Genomic DNA, 16,220 nt, shown 5'->3' on the forward strand with positions numbered 1-16,220 from the left:
GATCAGGTGGCATCGAATCAGCGGTTCGCGACTGGCGACGGCGCAACACAAGCGTACCAGCTCGTCGGACCGGATAGCTTGCCGGTCGTGCGCGATGTGAACGTGAGTGCGATTCGTCGAAGCGACTGGCAGGGTGACCGGTTGCTTTATCCGACGCCGAGAACGAACCAGTTCATCAACTCGCAGAATTTCTCGGCGTCGGGCTGGCAGCGTTCGCTGTTGAGCGTGTCGAGTGATCCCAGCATGGCGTCGCCGAATCCCGACGATGCGGGCGGCGTCCAGCGGTTGATTCCGTCGACAGCGAGCGGCGCGCACTACCTCGATCAGCACGCCACTTACGACGCAGGGCGGAAGGCTACTCGATACGGCTTCTTCAAAGCGGGTTCGCTCAATCTGATCGAATTGCGCGTCTACGGCACGCCGACGAATTCCTACTCTGGAATTCTGGTTGACCTTAAAACGGGGCAATACAAGACGATCGGTAACGGGACGTACGAGCGAACGTACTGGGTCACTGGCCTGCGCGATGGATGGTGGGAAATCGGGCAGACGGTCGCATTTCCCGCTGACACCGGGACGGATCACATTTTCCGGGCGATCGTTTGGACCGGGACGCTCGATGCCCCGACGCAGATGTATGCGGGCGACGGCGTCGGCTACCTGTACCACTGGGCGCAACACTGCGAGCTTGGTGACGTTGCGGGGGCATACATTCCGACGGCGGGCGCGGCGAAGGCTGTAACGGACTATGCGCTGGCATCGGATGGGGTCGTGCAGTTTGCGTCAGCACCGGCAAGGTCTTCGGCGCTCACGTGGTCAGGGTCCGGTGTCGCAGGCAATAACCCGACTGCTGACCCGAATGAGAAGTGGCCCGACGAACAGTGGCGAATCGAACAGAAAAGCGACGAGCAGCCTGGCGTACAGGTCGAGTTCACGCTGTCGTCGCCGCTCGACTTTGGTGGACAACAGGTGCCGGCAAGACAGATGGTCGGCATGTGTCAGGCGCGCTATCGCGGCCCCGAATGTGGATACACCGCAATGGTGTTTTTCGACAAGAACGATAAGCCAGTGAGCGATCCAGCTTTGGATCGTTGCAGTCAGAAAATCAGCGGTTGCGAATGCCGATTTGGCGTCAATAACCCGCTGCCGTGGGGCGGCTTTTTGTGCGACACGCTGTCCTGACGGCGCGATCATGGAAGAACGCAAATCATTATGGTGGTGCCATGAAGTGGATGAATGAGCGACCGATGGTTGAAGGGTTCTACTGGATCGCTGAAGCTGGGCGTGCGCCGGAACCAGTTGAAGTTGCGAACAAGTCATGGGGCCCGTGCGCGCAGTACATTGGCGACGAGTGCAGCCATGACATTTCCGAGGCGTGGGCCGACAACGTGCGTTGGTGCGGTCCGATTGCCGCGCCGAGCGACGATCCGGCGAAGATGGGCCGCGAGGCGCTGACAGCCGAGCAGATCGCGCTCGTGCTCGAAATTTGGGAGCAACACCCAGGCGCTGAGTTTGCCGACCAACTCCGCGCCATGCTGGGCACCCGCGCGTAGGCGCACCGAAGAGAACCCCTCGAACCCCGCCAAGTGCGGGGTTTTTTATTTCCCGCTCACTTATAGGACCCGCTTCGGCGGGTTTTTTTATGGACGAACGAATCAAGCAAGCGATCGCGCAGCACGCGATTGCGGAGTACCCGCGCGAGTGCTGCGGCCTGATCGTCAGGGGCGAGACGGCAGACGGGTATGTGCCTTGCCAGAACGTCGCGAAGTCGCCGGCCGAGCAATTTGTGCTCGCACCCGAAGACTATGCGGCGGCCGAAGACGTCGGCGAGATTGTCGCGATTGTGCACTCGCACCCGAACGCGACAGCCCAGCCGAGCATGGGAGATCTCGCGATGTGTGAAGTCGCAGGCATCGCATCGTGGGTGATCGTCTCGCTCGGTGTGCAGGCCGACGGGACGATCGGAGTCGACGACTGGTGCGAGTTCGCGCCGAGCGGCTACGTCGCGCCGCTGTACGGCCGCGAGTACGTGCATGGCGTACTCGACTGCTATGCGCTGGTGCGGGACTGGTATCTCGCCGAGCGCGGGACCGTGCTCCCGGACTTCGAGCGCAAGGATGGCTGGTGGGACGACGGCTACTCGAATCTGTACATCGCGCACTACCAGGACGCGGGATTTCTCGACGTAGGCCGTGACGCCGTGCTCGAGCCGGGCGACGTGCTTCTGATGCAGGTGCGGAGCAAAAACGGCGTGCCGAACCATTCGGGCGTGTATCTCGGCGACGGCATGTTCGCGCATCACATGTATGGGCGACTGTCCTGTCGCGCGGTGTGGGGCTCGATGTGGCGCGACTCCTGCACGACGGTCCTCCGGTATGTCGGAGGTGCGCGATGAGCGAGCGATTGCGGGAGGTACGGCTCTACGGGATCGCGGGTGCGCGATTCGGACGAGTGCATCGCCTGGCCGTGTCGTCGACTGCGGAGGCGGTGCGCGCGCTGTCGGTACTGATTCCGGGCTTTCGGAAATTTCTGTTGGAGGCACGCGGAAAGGGGCTGACGTTCGCGGTGTTCAACGGGCGCCGAAACCTGAGCAAAGACGATCTCGATGCACCCGTCGGGAGTGACGCGATTCGAATCGCGCCCGTAATTATCGGCAGCAAGGCCGGCGGTTTGTTTCAAACGATTCTGGGTGCCGCGTTGATGGTGGTCGGGTTTGTGTTCGAGCAGCCGTCGTTGATCGGGATGGGCGCCTCACTGGCGCTTGGTGGCGTTGCGCAGATGTTGAGTCCGCAACAGGCAGGGCTCGCAGGCGTGGCCGACAACGGGACGTCCTACTACTTCAATGGACCAATGAATAGCCCGGCGCAAGGCGAGCCGGTGTCGCTCGTCTACGGCGAGCTGATCGTGGGTTCAAAGGTCGCGAGTTCGGGCATCTACACAGAGGACCAGGTGTGAAAAAGCTATATGCAGAGTCCGGCCCGAAACGTATCAGCGGCGCAAAGGGTGGTGGTGGCGGAGGTGGTGGCAGCGAGTCGCCCGACAGCCTGCATTCCATCGCACGCGCGAAGGCGCTCGACATTGTCTCGGAAGGCCAGATCGAAGGTCTCATCAACGGCCTGCAGTCGGTGTATCTCGACGGTACACCGATCCAGAACGCGGACGGCTCGGTCAACTTCCAGAACTACAGTGTCGACGTCCGAACTGGTACGGTCGATCAGGACTTCATAGCAGGTTTTCCTGCGGTCGAGCGTGAATCGGCTGTCGGCGTACCGCTGACGTCTGATGCGCCGTGGGTGCGTCAGGTGCAGAACACGCAGCTCACGGCGGTGCGTATTCGATTCGGTCTGCCGGCCCTGCAGAAAAACGACCCGTCGGCCGGCGCGGTCGGTTATCGCGTGGAATATGCGATCGATCTGTCGGTCGACGGCGGTTCATATGCGCAGGTCTTGAAAGGCGCGTTCGACGGCAAGACGACGTCGCTCTACGAGCGGTCGCATCGGATCGAATTGCCGCGCGCAAAAACCGGGTGGCTGGTGCGCGTGCGTCGTATCACGCCGAACGCGCATAGCGCGCTGATCGCCGACACGGTGAACATCGAAGCGATCGCGGAAGTCATCGATCGCAAGCTGCGCTATCCGATGACGGCACTCGTCGGCATGACGTTCGACGCGCGATCGTTCTCGCAGGTGCCGGTGCGCTCGTACGGCGTGCGCGGCTTGATTATCCGTGTGCCGTCGAACTACGACCCGACGACGCGGACGTATTCGGCGGTGTGGGACGGTACGTTCAAGATGGCGTGGTCGAACAACCCGGCATGGGTGTTCTATGACCTGCTGCTGAATGCGCGCTACGGTCTCGGCAAAAACGTCGACGCATCGATGGTCGACAAGTGGGGGTTGTACGAGATCGCGCGGTATTGCGACGTGATGGTGTCGGACGGCCGTGGCGGTGTTGAGCCACGATTTACGTGTAACTGCGTGATCCAGTCGGCGGCCGACGCGTTCAAGGTATTGCAGGATCTGGCGAGCGTGTTTCGCGGGATCGCGTATTGGGGGCCGGGCGCGGTTGTCGCGTCAGCCGACATGCCGTCCGATCCGGTGTACGTGTACACCGCCGCCAACGTGATCGACGGCGCGTTTCGGTATGTTGGCAGCGAGCGCAAGACGCGGTACACGGTCGCGCTCGTGAGCTACAACGACCCGACGAACCAGTACAAGCAGGCAGTCGAGTACGTGCCGGACGACGATGGTATCGCACGCTACGGCGTCGTCAAGACGCAGGTGACGGCGTTCGGTTGCACGTCGCAGGCGCAGGCCCATCGCCTTGGACTGTGGATCCTGCTGACGTCGCGATACGAGTCCGGCTCGGTGTCGTTCCAGGTCGGTATGGACGGCGTGCTGGTCGGACCGGGGCAAGTGATCGCGATTGCCGATCCGAAGAAGGCCGGCGCACGCATGGGCGGCCGAGTTCGTTCGGCGGTCGGAAATGTGATCACGCTGGACAAGGCGCCTACGGTTGCGGCGGGTGATCGCTTCACGGCAATTCTGCCGTCGGGGCTCGCACAAACTCGTGCGGTGAAGTCTGTCGATGGCGATGTGCTGACCTTGGTTGATCGGTTCGATGCAGATCCGATTCCGGGTGCGGTGTGGATGCTGGAAAGCGATAAGCTCGCCGCGCAGCTCTATCGCGTCGTCAGTGTGCAGGAGAGCGACGACGAAGGGCAGATTGCATACACGATCACCGCGACGAAGCACGAACCGGGCAAGTACGCGGCGATCGACGACGGCGCACAGATTCAGCAGCGTCCGATTACGGTCGTTCCGCCATCGGTACAGGGGCCGCCGACCAATGTCCGGATCACGACGTATTCGGTGATCGACCAAGGCATCGCGAAAACCAACATGGTGATCGCGTGGGATGCCGCCGACAAGGCTGTGACGTATTTGCCGGAATGGCGGAAGGATAACGGCGACTGGGTCAGCGTGGCCCAGACCGGCGGCCTGCAAGTCGAAATCCCGGGCATTTATCAAGGGCGGTACGTGGCGCGCGTGCGCGCACAGAACGTGATGAACGTGACGTCGCTGCCGGCCGTCAGTGCGGAAACGACGCTGAACGGGAAAACGACACCGCCGCCGGCTGTCGCTTCGTTGAAGGCGGCCGGCGTGGTCTACGGGATCAATCTTGATTGGGCGTTCCCGGCAGACGGCACGGCAGCCGATACGCAGCGCACGGAGATTTGGCAGAGCCGCACGACGAATCGCGCCGATGCAATCAAGCTGTCGGATTTTGCGTATCCGCAGGCTTCGACGTCGATGCAAGGTCTCGCACCTGGTCAGGTGTTCTATTTCTGGGCGCGGCTCGTAGACCGGTCGGGCAACGTTGGATCGTGGTTCCCGGCGAGCGGGCCGGGCGTGCAGGGGCAGCCGACGACGGATGAAGAGGCGTACGACGAGTATTTCAAAGGAAAGATTTCGCACTCTTCGCTGAACGAGGATCTGCAAAAGCCGATCGATGCGATTCCGAGCATACAGAAGGACGTATCGAGCAACGCAACGGCAATCGCGAAGGAGGTATCAGATCGCACCAGCGCGATCACGGCAGAGGCAACCGCGCGTGCGAATGCGGACAACGCGGAGGCGGCAACTCGCGCGAAAGCGCTGGCAGACGAAGTGCTCGCACGAAACGCTGCGATCGCTGCAGAGGCGACGGTTCGCTCGGCGCAGATTGAGCAGGAGGTCGCTGACCGTATTGCGGCCATCAAGAAGGAGGCGGAGGAGCGACAGGCGGCGCTGGCGGCCGAGACATCGGCTCGGACGACGGCGATCGCCGGTGAGGCATCCGCACGTGACGCGGCCATCAAGGCAGCGTCGGATGTGCAGGCGCGCGAACTGGCCGATCAGGCCGCGAAGCTCGGCGCGTCGATCGCGTCGGAACAATCCGCGCGGCAATCGGCGGACTCGTCGCTGTCGAGTCGGATCGATACGAATACCGCGGCGATTGGCAAGAATACGTCCGCGATTCAGTCCGAGCAGGTTGCGCGCGCGTCCGCAGTCGACGCGGAGGCGAACCAACGTGAGTTGCTGGCTACACAGCTTCGCGGCGGATACGACGGTGCCGATCTCAGCAAGGTAACGAGCGGCCTGATCGGGCAGGAACGTGATGCACGGGTGACGCAATACGAGTCGGTCGTGCAGCAGATCACGCAGCTGCAGGCGGGTGTCGGTGAGCAGTTCGACTACGCCCAAATCTGGTACTTCACGAACGGGGTTGATGGTTGGACCGCGCAATCCGGTACGCCGACCGTAACGGCGTCCTGGATGAAGCCGCCGGCGGTCGCGAAGGGCTACGTGCAATCGCCGGCATCGCTCGACATCAACGGCGACGAGTACCGACAGGTCCGTCTACGTATTCGCAAGACAGGTAATCCGGGTTGGTATGGATTCGTCGGTCGCAACATCGCGGGTACGTGGTCGAATCTGGCGATCCCGGAACCGGATTACGACGAGAGCGGTATTGCGGTTGTGATGCTCAACGAGGCGTGGAGCGGGAGTGTCAGCCAGCTTCGGGTGTACCTGGCGCTGGAGCCGACGGCGAAGGATTTTTTCGAAATTGATTGGGTCGCGGTCGGGCGTCCTGCACCGGGCGCAAGTAGTGCCGCGCTGACCAGCGAAGCGATGGCGCGGGCGACTGCCGACACGGCAGAGACGACCGCGCGCCAGCAGTTGTCGGTGAAGCTCACGGGGCTGCAGGATCCGGCCAACGGGAAGTTGGAGTCTCTGCCGAGCGGTTTGCTTGTCGACGAGCGAAACGCACGCGTTGCGGCGGATTCGGCGAACGCCTCGGCGATTACTTCGTTGCAAGTGTCGGTCGGTCAAAACGCGGGTGCGATTCAAACGGAATCGAATACGCGTGCGACTGCGGATGCGGCGTTGTCGACTCGGATCGATACCGTGTCAGCGACGACGAACGCAAACAAGGCCGATATCAGCAGTGAAGTGACGGCCCGAACGAACGCTGATACGGCGCTCGGGAAGCGCATCGACACGGTGACGGCAGATGTCGGCGCGAACAAGGCGTCGATCACTGCTGAACAGCAGGCGCGGGCAGATGCAGATACCGCGCTCGGCAAGCGTGTCGACGCGGTTACGGCGACGGCCGCCGCGAATGCAGCGGCCATTACGCAGGAGCAATCTGCGCGTGCCGATGGCGACACGGCAAACGCCAACAGCATCGCGGCGGTGCAGGCTCAAACCGACGCGAAGAATACGACGTTCCGGCAGTCGGTGACGCCGATTGCCAAGGCGATCAATGACGTTTGGATCGACCTTGGCAGCACGAACCTGTTGCGCAGTTCACAGGATTTCACGACGGGTTCATGGTCGAAGCAGCGCGCGTCCGTGGTGGCCGCCGCGATCGCTGCGCCGGATGGAACGCAGACGGCGCAGCGGTTGGTGGAAGCCACCAATACGGATTCCAGCGCGCACTATTTCGACCAGACGCCGGCCGGGCTCGATACGACTGGCACGTACACGCGTTCGGTCTTCGTCAAGGCGGCCGAGCGATCATGTGTATTTCTCGCGGTGTATTGCGCCCATAACACGGGTTCTTACGCGCGCGTCATCTTCAGTGCGGAAACGGGGAAGTTCTCCGGTGCCGCGGCTACCAACGGAGTTCAGTCATTCGCCGCGTTCCCGCTGGCAGATGGCTGGTGGAGGATTTCTCAGACACTCAAATTCACTACGGCCGACACGGCCTTTATCGTTCGCACCGGTGTAGCCCTGAACGCCACAGAATTCAATTACAACGGCGACGGCGCGAGCGGTGTCTACGTGTGGGGCGCGCAGCTCGAGGCGCTGGCCGGCGCCGGGCGTTATGTCCCGACGGCCGCCAACATCGTCAGCACGGTCGGTAACAACAGTCTGTTGGTCTGGGATGGCACAGATTGGGTGCTGTCGCAGGATGCCGGGTTGGCCAACAACGCAGCGGCGATCGCGACCGAGGCCGATGCGCGTGTGTCCGCGGACAGTGCGCTGGCGACTCGAATCGATAGCGTGACGGCGTCCGCAGCGGCGAATTCCGCCGCGATTACCGGGGAGCAAAAGGCGAGGGCGGACGCGGATGGTGCGCTGTCTACCCGAATCGACGCGGTGACGGCCACGGCGAACGGCAACAAGGCCGCGATCAGCAGCGAGACGTCGGCGCGCGCATCGGCCGATACGGCTTTGTCGACGCGTATCGATTCGCTCGGTTCGACAGTGGCAGGCAATACCGCTGCGATTTCGGCCGAGCAATCGGCGCGGGCCGACGCCGACTCGGCGCTCGGCAAGCGTGTCGACTCGGTGACGGCGGACGTCGGTGCGAACAAGTCGGCGATCGCGACGGAGCAGCAAGCCCGAGCGGACGCCGACACAGCGCTCGGAAAGCGCGTCGACACGGTCGCAGCGACGGCCGCTGCGAACGGCGCCGCGATTACGCAGGAAAAGACTGCGCGTGCCGACGGAGACGCGGCAAACGCAGAAAGCATCGCCTTGGTGCAGGCACAGACCAATGCGAAAAACACGACGTTCCGACAGTCGATCACGCCAGTCGCCAAGGCAGTGAATGACGTATGGATCGATCTCGGCAGCACGAACCTGATTCGGTATTCGGAGGACTACACGAACGGGGCGTGGTCGAAGGTCCGGTGCTCGATCGTGAAGGATGCGATCGCGGCGCCGGCGGGTTCCGGGAAGGCACAGAAGCTGGTGGAGTCGACGGACGACGGTGAGCACTACGTCGATCAATATCCGAACATCGATCCGACGCGACCGTTTACGCGCTCGCTGTACGTGAAGGCGGGCGAGCGCGCCAAGCTGCAAATTAAGGTGTTTTGCCGCAACAACACGGGCACGTTTGGCGGTGTCGTATTCGATGCGACCAGCGGGGCGTTTTCTGCGCCAGGCTTGTCCAAGGGCTCGCATTCGTATGAAGCGACGCCGCTTTCGGCGGGCTGGTGGCGTGTGACCTACACGGCGCAGTTCACCACGTCGGACACGTCGATCATTCTGCGCACGCAGGTGTACAACGGGTCTACGACGTATGTGGGAGACGGCACCAGCGGTATCTACGTTTGGGGGCAGCAGCTCGAAGCGCTTGCGGGCGCGGGGCGGTATATCCCCACTGGGAACGATGCCGTTAGCACGGTGGGGAACAACAACCTGTTGGTGTGGGATGGGGGTGCCTGGGCGTTGTCGCAGGATATCGGACTCGCCAACAACTCGGCGGCGATCTCGACGGAATCGAGTGCGCGGGCGACTGCCGATGATGCATTGTCGGGTCGTATCGATACCGTCAGCGCATCCGCGGCTGCGAACTCGGCTGCACTCGTCGCTGAGCAAAAAGCCCGTGCCGACGCAGACAGTGCGCTGTCGTCTCGCGTTGATGCAGTAACGGCGACGGCGAACAGCAACAAGTCGGCGATCGCATCGGAGCAAACGGCACGCACGGATGCCGATTCAGCACTGGGCAAGCGGATCGACACGGTCACGGCGACGGCGAGCGGTAACACGGCGGCGATCGCCGCCGAGCAGAAAGCGCGCGCCGACGGAGACTCGGCCAACGCGAGCGCGATCTCGTCGCTGTCGAGCAAGGTCGCTGACGCTAACGCGGCGATTTCCAGTGAGGCAAGTGCGCGTGCCAGCGCCGATGGCGCTTTGTCCGGTCGCATCGACACAATCAATGCGGCCGTGGGCCAGAACACCGCCAACATCGGGGCGGAGCAGAAGGCTCGGGCGGATGCCGACAGCGCGTTGTCGAATCGTATCGAAAGCGTGTCGGCACAGATCAACGTGCCGATGGCCGGCGACACGGGGCAGTTGGCTGGCTCGACGCAGGTCATGGCCGGTGTCTATTCGGAGCAGTCGGCGCGAGCCGAGGCCGATATGGCGCTCGCACAACGGATCGATACCGTTACCGCGCAGCTGCAGTCGGATCAGGCGGATCTGTTCGCCGGTATCCAAGTCGAGACTCAGGCTCGAGTGGATGCCGACAGCGCGCAGGCGTCGCAAATTGCAACGATCAGTGCGAAAGCGAACGACAACGAAGCGGCGGTACAGACGGTCGCGCAGTCGTACGCGGATCTGAATGGACGTGTCGCAGCGTCCTACCAGATCAAGACGCAGGTTACGACGGACGGCAAGACGTACATCGCAGGGATCGGCATCGGGATCGACAACAACGATGGTGTTGTCGAGTCGCAGGTGCTGGTGTCGGCGAGCCGGTTTGCGGTGGTCGATCCGAACAACGGCGGATCGTCGATGGTGCCGTTCGTCGTGCAGGGCGGCCAGGTGTTTCTCCGTCAGGCAATGATCGGGACCGGCTGGATTACGAACGCGATGATCGGCAGTTACATCCAGTCGGATAACTACATCGCGGGGCGGCAGGGCTGGCGGCTCGATAAGAGCGGTCTGTTCGAAATCAACGCCTCGGACGGAAGCGGAAATCGCCTGGTGGTCGACGGGAGCAGTGTTCGGGTTTATGACGGTAACGGCGTGCTTCGCGTGCGCATGGGGATGTGGTGATGACGGCAGGGCTTCAGATTTTCGACGGCTCTGGCCGTCCCATGCTCGATGCGCGAACGCGTGCGGGGCGCATCGTCGGCATTCAGTGGATTGCGAACGACGGGAGTATCGCAGCGGATCTGTCGAGTGGAGAGCCGTTCTGGGCGTTCGCGCCTGAATGGATCTTCAAACGCGTTGGTGGCGAAGAACCGAAGCCGCTCATTTCGATCGACTCTCGGGGAATCAGTTGGCGCTACAGCGCGAATGCTAGCGGCTCTACACGTTACAACCATGTCCCTGGCTGGCTGATTTACGGGGTGTTTTGATGGCAGCAGGATTCCAGGCGTTCGCGGATACCGGGCGATATCAAATTGATGGTCAAACGCCTAACTATCAATTGGTGTCGTCCATGTCTGGCACATCGGTTACAGGAGGACTTCCGCTTGCCGTGAATGATGCGGGCATTGCGTTCTATGCGAATCTTCCATACGTGAAGTTTACGTTCCCGATCAGTTCGACAACGATGCCAATGTATGGCGTCTATGCGTCGAACGGAATCGGGGTATCGATGTGGAGTACGGAATACAACAGTAATACTCGGCTGTTCACGATGACCTTTGTCACGGAGCAACCATGCCCGGTCAATTTGTATTTGTTCGATCGTGTCCCGCCAGCGGCCGGCAATTTCGGGTTGCAGGTGTTCGACTCAAGCGGAGCGTTAATCGCGGATGCTTCGCGGCCGTTTCTTCGGGTGCTGGACGTGATCTATGAAGAATACATGCCGGGAGATGGGTTCGTTTCAGTCGGACCGCCGAATCCATCATGGAAGCAGAGGTCATACGGCGTGCCGGTGGTGATATCCGGAATATATCCAGTGCACTTTGCTTGGAGCTATGACCCGGCGGGCCTTGAGCTTGGCTCCATTCGAGTGAGTGGCGACACGGTGTATTGGGGCACTACGATGTTCGGGGGAGGGAGGAAGCCAAACTTCTCAGGATTCAAAGAGCAATGGCATCTTCGTTTCATGGTGCTGGATGCAACGGGGATTGTTTGATGGGCCGCCGAAATGAGGGCGGCCTTTTTTTCGTTATGGGGAAAAGATGCGAGCGAGTCCAACTGAAGTCGCGAGCTACGTCGGGAGTGTTACTGCAGTGGCGTCGTCGCTTACGTTGACGGACATCGGGGTGATTGTCGGCATTTTGACTGCGATGGCGACATTCGGACTCAACTTCTTTTTTATGTGGCGGAAGGATCGCCGCGAGCAGCGCGAGTCGGACATGCGCATCATGGAGATGGAGAAGCACGATGGCTGAAGTGCCGAAGAAGACGCTTGTCGGTGTTGTGGGGGCTGCTGCGGCAGCCCTTCTTTTTTCTGTGGTCCCGAAGTTCGAAGGGGAGGTGCTGGTCGCCAAGCCGGACCCGATCGGGATTGTCACGGGATGCTTCGGGGATACGAAGGACGTGAAGCTCAACCAACGCTTCACGCACGACGAATGCCTCGCCCGGCTGGAACAACGCCTCATTGAACATGCGGAGCCTGTGCTGAAGTGCACACCGGGTCTCAAAGGGCATCCGAGTCAGGTCGCAGCCGCGGTGAGCTTTGCATACAACATCGGGGTAGGGGCGTACTGCGGTAGCACGACTGCGAAGCGCTTCAACTCGGGCAATTGGAAAGGCGCATGCCGCGCAATGAACGAGTCGGATAGCGGCAAGCCGCAGTGGGTCTATGGCGGCCGCCGCGTGCTGCCTGGACTGGTGAAGCGACGTGCGTTCGAGCGCTCACTGTGCGAACGGGGGTTGTGATGCTGCTCGACCCTCGATTCTGGCTCGCCGTGATCGTCGCGGTCTTTACTGGTTCGGCGGCCGGCTATCTCAAAGGACATCGCGACGCCGACCAATCTCACGCGGTCGAAACTCAGGCGCAGCGAATTCGGGATCTCGTCGTCGAGCGCGACGAGAGCGATCGTATTGCTCATCAACAACAGGGGAATGCTGAAGATGCTTCGAAAAAACGTGATCAGGCGCGCGCTGATGCTGCTTCCGCCGCTTCTGCTGCTGACGGCTTGCGCAAGCAAGTCGCCGTGCTCGTCGAGCGGGCCCGTCATCCCACCGCTTCGACCGGAGGCCCGTCAACCGGTGATCCCCTCGATCTGCTTGCCGACGTGTTCAGCCGGGCTGACGAGCGCGCGGGAGAACTGGCGAAAATCGCTGACGAGCGGGGTATCGCCGGCCAGCAGTGTCAGCGCGACTACGACGCCTTGAAGGTCACAGGTGACAAAGGTGAGAATTAATATGTAAACTTACATATCGAAAAATGAAAGCTACCAACTAGCGCCTGAGACCAATTAATGAAAAGAATCCTCACAACACTTGCTTTTCCCCTTTGCCTGTCCCTTTCCGCATGCGGTGGCGGCGATGACGCTAGCGCGCCGGCCGCGCCGAGCAAGTTTGCCGTCAAGGTGACGTATTCCGGCCTGCCGCTTGTCAAGTCGAGACAGGCGTCGAAAATGGCCGCGGCTGATGTAGTGTCCGGTGCCAGTTCGACAGTGGTCGAATCGGACGGACAGGCGACTGTCGATACCCTTCAGAAGAGATTCGCTGATGCAGCAACGGGGATCACGGTCTATCCGGGTGTCATCGACGGCACGACCCTCCATCAGATCGTTATGTCGGTCAACAATGGAGTCGGGCCTACTCAAGAGGAGCTGTGGCAGTACGACCAGAATCGGACGAAAATCGTGATGGACGATTGGGTTGTATTGAATTTCCAACTCGATGATATGCGAACAGGGCGCAACGATCCGGCACAGGTTGCGGCGCTGGACCAATTCAAAAAGGATCTTATCGTTTTTCAGAATCGACTCTATCTTGAAGGGAAGCATGTCTACAAGATCGTTCCGATTCGGACATGCGAATTGCCGTCGGGCCAAACGGCCGCAGATGGTCTGGCTGATGTTCTTGCTGACGTGCCGGGGAGTGGATATCTGATGGGATTGCGGGATGCCCCGGACAGATCGCATATGGGGGACGACTGCCGGACTCCCGACGCTGAAACCCAGGAAGCTCATCTGCGCGCTATCGTTGACCCGATTGTGGCGAGTTATAACGCGGTCAACTCGCTAGTGAACGATTGCCGGACGAATCCTTCAAGTCGCACCGAACGGGAGTGCTCGGGTATTGAACCTGTGAAGAAGTAACAGCCGACTGCGTCGACGGGCGGCCTGTGCAATATGCCGGGTCGCCCGTTAGACTTCCGCTATTGCTACGGAGGCCACATGGACAAACCGGAGATCGATTGGAAGAAGGCTCCGAGAAACGCTCGCTGGTGGGCGATGGATGCCAACGGGTGTGCGCACTGGTTCCTAGCCCCTAACGTTGCCGCCTACACCGATTTCTGGTTCTCGGAGCCGAAGCCAGCCCCGACGTTTGGATTTGTCGGTGATTGGCGCATCAGTTTGATTGAGCGGCCCGAGTAATTCGCGCCGGGGAGGCTTACCGCATCCCAGCGCGTCGCATCTCTTCACGCAAGAGGTGCATGAATCGATGCAACTGTCCCTGCGCGCCGGCTAGGTCGCCTTTATTTGTGACGTTCTTGTCCGTATACACATACCATTCCTCAAGCCGCTCAAGTGACTTGCGAAGCGCGCGAATTTCCAAGATGAGCCAACGCACCTGAAGGTCGGTGTAATCGCGCCACAATGAGCGAAGCTCTGCGTCGGTAGGCGCGTCGAACTCCGGTAGTGACGGTTTCATCTTGAATCGAGGATCCGTGAGCGGCACGCGATTTCGATCGATCCTGGTCGCTTCGATCGGTCTGCACTCCTCAAAAAATATGGCTCTTTCGTCTTCATCAATCCAGAACTCGAATTCACGTTTCGTGAGCTCGATCGGGGTCCGCAGGCGCGTCTTTTCGCCCATGAACCCGTATTCCCAGATGTAGGCCCACTGAGGCTTGATCACGTCGGAATCACTGTATAAAAACACAGTGTATCGCGAGGTAAGATGGATGCGTCAAGTCTCAAAAATGGGGCGTGGTCGATGTGTACCAACTACGTTGCTCCCGGCGAAGATCCGGGCCTGAATGAGCTGAAGATCGACAACTTCCGTGACCTATACCGATGGACGCCGTGGAAGCCGGAGATCTACCAGGACTATGATGCCCCCATCGTCGCGAGCGTTGACGGGCAGTTCAAGCCGCTGATCGCCGGCTTCGGCTTCTGGCCGCGGGCGCTGCAGAAGGCGAACGCCGAGAAGGCGAAGGAGCAGGGCAGGAAGCCGCCGATCATCCGCAGTACGATGAACGCTCGCGACGACAACCTCGGGAAGTCGCCTCTGTACGGCCCGGCGTGGCGCGGTGGTCAGCGCTGCTTGATTCCGGCACGGTGGGTCTACGAGCCGAACTGGGAAACCGGAAAGCACGTGCGATATCGGATCGGGCTAGCCGGTTGGCGCCCGCTGTGCGTCGCCGGCATCTGGCGAACGCTGAAGGGGCAGGACGGTAGCGTGCGGCACACCATGGCGATGATCACGGTCAACGGCGACGAGCACCCGGTTATGAAGCGCATGCACCGGCCCGGAGACGAGAAGCGCTCGGTCGTGATCCTGCGGCCGGACGACTGGGAAGAGTGGCTTACGACGCCGAACATTGAGGCTGCGAGGGCGATGCTGCAGCTGTACCCGGCCGACGATATGGCGGCCGAGCCGGCAGCCGACAAATAAGTTTCCGGGGTGTGGGTTTTTCTGCCTTCGCATGACGCATCACTGTGCGCATATACAGCATTGACGAACCCGCGAACCCGCATGCCGTCGCGGGTTCGCGGCCTGTCAACTGATCTTGCGTACAGTGAAATCGGCCTTCAAATCCGGTTGGGGGTGTCAGACACTCCCGGGTAGGTTCGACTCCTGCTGCCTTCCGCCATTCAGGCTTTCTTTCCCGATTCCCGAACGCAGCCTTTTCGCAGCGACACTCCGCACAGCGACCGCCAAGCCGTAATCCTGATCGGTAAAAGCACCGAATTCGCGCCGATTATTTCCTCGCTATAGTCGAAGCACGGGCGGTCGACGCATGCACCATGCGCCGATACCGTCCGGGCAATGACTGTAGACAGGTGCTGTATGAAAAACATAATCGAAAAGACCGCGGGGCCGGTCTGGGGTGTGGCGGCAGGCGTGCTCCTCGCCGTCGCAGGACTGGGTCTCGGCCTCTTCCCGAAATCGCTGCACGGCTCGGGAAGCGCGAACGACTTCATGGCATCCGGCGTCGCGATGCTGGGTATCTTCCTCGTCGTCTATTCCACACACGAATTGCGAAGAAGGCGCTCGCACTGAGCGCACGCGCATCGTTGCTCGGGAAAACGCACCGGGCCGGCCGACGGCTCAGGAGTGCGTGCGTCCTTCGGCCGAACCCGAATCGACGAGCAGATCGTCGACGATGATTTCGCCGGCCGCGCGGCCGGCGCGCAACGCGTTGCGGGTGTTGCGGAACAGGCGGCCGCCATCGTCGCCGAGCCGGATCGGCGCCAGCAGGCGCGGCGCGACGCCGGCTGCCCGCACCTGCACGATCGCGACGAACCCGAACCGCAGCGTGTCGGGCGGCGCGGGGTCGCGCGGCGGGTCGAGCCGGAATTCGCAGCGGACATCGATCGTATATCCGCGGTAGGTGTACGCACTGTTCATCTGCAG

At 61.3% G+C, this 16,220-nt stretch carries 14 protein-coding genes and 5 pseudogenes; 17 read left to right on the forward strand and 2 right to left on the reverse strand.

Going from position 1 to position 16,220, the window contains the following annotated elements; genetic code table 11:
- Nucleotides 1–6 precede the first annotated feature (6 nt).
- The 15 genes and pseudogenes from BME24068_RS35555 to BME24068_RS23425 form a co-directional block, all read left to right on the forward strand.
- A pseudogene (locus BME24068_RS35555) lies at nucleotides 7–720 on the forward strand (phage head spike fiber domain-containing protein); the annotation flags it as partial.
- Nucleotides 721–834: 114 nt separating this feature from the next.
- Nucleotides 835–1,182, forward strand: a pseudogene (locus BME24068_RS23365) (phage minor tail protein L); the annotation flags it as partial.
- A 41-nt stretch (nucleotides 1,183–1,223) separates the two neighbouring features.
- Nucleotides 1,224–1,553 carry a hypothetical protein gene (locus BME24068_RS23370; RefSeq protein WP_174927534.1) on the forward strand — a complete coding sequence of 110 codons (330 nt, stop codon included), beginning with the start codon at nucleotides 1,224–1,226 and terminating at the stop codon, nucleotides 1,551–1,553.
- Nucleotides 1,554–1,642: 89 nt separating this feature from the next.
- Nucleotides 1,643–2,395: a C40 family peptidase gene (locus BME24068_RS23375; RefSeq protein ID WP_174927535.1), complete on the forward strand. Its 753-nt coding sequence runs from the start codon at nucleotides 1,643–1,645 to the stop codon at nucleotides 2,393–2,395.
- On the forward strand, nucleotides 2,392–2,955 hold the full coding sequence (locus BME24068_RS23380) for a tail assembly protein (RefSeq protein WP_174927536.1): 564 nt from the start codon (nucleotides 2,392–2,394) through the stop codon (nucleotides 2,953–2,955). The genes BME24068_RS23375 and BME24068_RS23380 overlap by 4 nt, the downstream gene beginning before the upstream one ends.
- Nucleotides 2,952–5,519 (forward strand): annotated as a pseudogene (locus tag BME24068_RS35415) (TipJ family phage tail tip protein); the annotation flags it as partial. The gene BME24068_RS23380 and the pseudogene BME24068_RS35415, both read left to right, overlap by 4 nt.
- Before the next feature lie 1,821 nt (nucleotides 5,520–7,340).
- A pseudogene (locus BME24068_RS35560) lies at nucleotides 7,341–9,167 on the forward strand (phage head spike fiber domain-containing protein); the annotation flags it as partial.
- A 654-nt stretch (nucleotides 9,168–9,821) separates the two neighbouring features.
- Nucleotides 9,822–10,559: pseudogene (locus tag BME24068_RS35420) on the forward strand (DUF1983 domain-containing protein); the annotation flags it as partial.
- Nucleotides 10,559–10,864: a hypothetical protein gene (locus BME24068_RS23395; protein WP_174927537.1), complete on the forward strand. Its 306-nt coding sequence runs from the start codon at nucleotides 10,559–10,561 to the stop codon at nucleotides 10,862–10,864. The pseudogene BME24068_RS35420 and the gene BME24068_RS23395, both read left to right, overlap by 1 nt.
- Nucleotides 10,864–11,592 (forward strand): hypothetical protein, encoded by a 729-nt coding sequence (locus BME24068_RS23400; RefSeq protein ID WP_174927538.1) that lies wholly within the window; start codon nucleotides 10,864–10,866, stop codon nucleotides 11,590–11,592. The genes BME24068_RS23395 and BME24068_RS23400 overlap by 1 nt, the downstream gene beginning before the upstream one ends.
- 46 nt (nucleotides 11,593–11,638) lie before the next feature.
- On the forward strand, nucleotides 11,639–11,851 hold the full coding sequence (locus tag BME24068_RS23405) for a phage holin family protein (protein WP_174927539.1): 213 nt from the start codon (nucleotides 11,639–11,641) through the stop codon (nucleotides 11,849–11,851).
- Nucleotides 11,844–12,341 (forward strand): lysozyme, encoded by a 498-nt coding sequence (locus BME24068_RS23410; RefSeq protein WP_174927540.1) that lies wholly within the window; start codon nucleotides 11,844–11,846, stop codon nucleotides 12,339–12,341. Before BME24068_RS23405 ends, BME24068_RS23410 begins: the two co-directional genes overlap by 8 nt.
- The gene (locus tag BME24068_RS23415) at nucleotides 12,338–12,829 is read left to right on the forward strand and encodes a DUF2514 family protein (RefSeq protein ID WP_174927541.1); all 492 of its coding nucleotides are present in this window, start codon (nucleotides 12,338–12,340) and stop codon (nucleotides 12,827–12,829) included. The genes BME24068_RS23410 and BME24068_RS23415 overlap by 4 nt, the downstream gene beginning before the upstream one ends.
- A 57-nt stretch (nucleotides 12,830–12,886) precedes the next feature.
- Complete coding sequence (locus tag BME24068_RS23420; protein WP_174927542.1) at nucleotides 12,887–13,735, forward strand: hypothetical protein; 849 nt, start codon at nucleotides 12,887–12,889, stop codon at nucleotides 13,733–13,735.
- A 78-nt stretch (nucleotides 13,736–13,813) separates the two neighbouring features.
- Nucleotides 13,814–14,014: a hypothetical protein gene (locus BME24068_RS23425; RefSeq protein WP_174927543.1), complete on the forward strand. Its 201-nt coding sequence runs from the start codon at nucleotides 13,814–13,816 to the stop codon at nucleotides 14,012–14,014.
- Nucleotides 14,015–14,030: 16 nt separating this feature from the next.
- On the opposite strand, the gene BME24068_RS23430 is transcribed toward BME24068_RS23425, so the two are convergent.
- A complete protein-coding gene (locus tag BME24068_RS23430; protein WP_174927544.1) occupies nucleotides 14,031–14,522 on the reverse strand; it encodes an aldose epimerase family protein in 492 nt (163 codons plus the stop codon).
- A gap of 54 nt (nucleotides 14,523–14,576) precedes the next feature.
- Here BME24068_RS23430 and BME24068_RS23435 point away from each other — a divergent pair, with 54 nt between their 5' ends.
- Together BME24068_RS23435 and BME24068_RS23440 are read left to right on the forward strand one after the other, a co-directional pair.
- Entirely contained in the window at nucleotides 14,577–15,257 is a 681-nt protein-coding gene (locus BME24068_RS23435; RefSeq protein WP_174927545.1) for an SOS response-associated peptidase family protein, read from the forward strand.
- Nucleotides 15,258–15,653: 396 nt separating this feature from the next.
- A complete protein-coding gene (locus tag BME24068_RS23440) occupies nucleotides 15,654–15,866 on the forward strand; it encodes a hypothetical protein (RefSeq protein ID WP_174927546.1) in 213 nt (70 codons plus the stop codon).
- 48 nt (nucleotides 15,867–15,914) lie between these two features.
- Here the strand turns inward: BME24068_RS23440 and BME24068_RS23445 are convergent, their stop codons facing one another.
- On the reverse strand, nucleotides 15,915–16,214 hold the full coding sequence (locus tag BME24068_RS23445) for a hydrogenase maturation factor (RefSeq protein WP_096503878.1): 300 nt from the start codon (nucleotides 16,212–16,214) through the stop codon (nucleotides 15,915–15,917).
- Nucleotides 16,215–16,220: the final 6 nt, after the last annotated feature.

Origin of the sequence: Burkholderia anthina (assembly GCF_902498995.1) — a bacterium.
Lineage (GTDB): Bacteria > Pseudomonadota > Gammaproteobacteria > Burkholderiales > Burkholderiaceae > Burkholderia > Burkholderia anthina.

Coding starts and splice junctions, on each gene's coding strand:
- BME24068_RS23370 (WP_174927534.1), top strand. CDS start 1,224: ATGAAGTGGATGAATGAGCGACCGATGGTTGAAGGGTTCTACTGGATC.
- BME24068_RS23375 (WP_174927535.1), top strand. CDS start 1,643: ATGGACGAACGAATCAAGCAAGCGATCGCGCAGCACGCGATTGCGGAG.
- BME24068_RS23380 (WP_174927536.1), top strand. CDS start 2,392: ATGAGCGAGCGATTGCGGGAGGTACGGCTCTACGGGATCGCGGGTGCG.
- BME24068_RS23395 (WP_174927537.1), top strand. CDS start 10,559: ATGACGGCAGGGCTTCAGATTTTCGACGGCTCTGGCCGTCCCATGCTC.
- BME24068_RS23400 (WP_174927538.1), top strand. CDS start 10,864: ATGGCAGCAGGATTCCAGGCGTTCGCGGATACCGGGCGATATCAAATT.
- BME24068_RS23405 (WP_174927539.1), top strand. CDS start 11,639: ATGCGAGCGAGTCCAACTGAAGTCGCGAGCTACGTCGGGAGTGTTACT.
- BME24068_RS23410 (WP_174927540.1), top strand. CDS start 11,844: ATGGCTGAAGTGCCGAAGAAGACGCTTGTCGGTGTTGTGGGGGCTGCT.
- BME24068_RS23420 (WP_174927542.1), top strand. CDS start 12,887: ATGAAAAGAATCCTCACAACACTTGCTTTTCCCCTTTGCCTGTCCCTT.
- BME24068_RS23425 (WP_174927543.1), top strand. CDS start 13,814: ATGGACAAACCGGAGATCGATTGGAAGAAGGCTCCGAGAAACGCTCGC.
- BME24068_RS23435 (WP_174927545.1), top strand. CDS start 14,577: ATGTGTACCAACTACGTTGCTCCCGGCGAAGATCCGGGCCTGAATGAG.
- BME24068_RS23440 (WP_174927546.1), top strand. CDS start 15,654: ATGAAAAACATAATCGAAAAGACCGCGGGGCCGGTCTGGGGTGTGGCG.
- BME24068_RS23445 (WP_096503878.1), bottom strand. CDS start 16,214: ATGAACAGTGCGTACACCTACCGCGGATATACGATCGATGTCCGCTGC.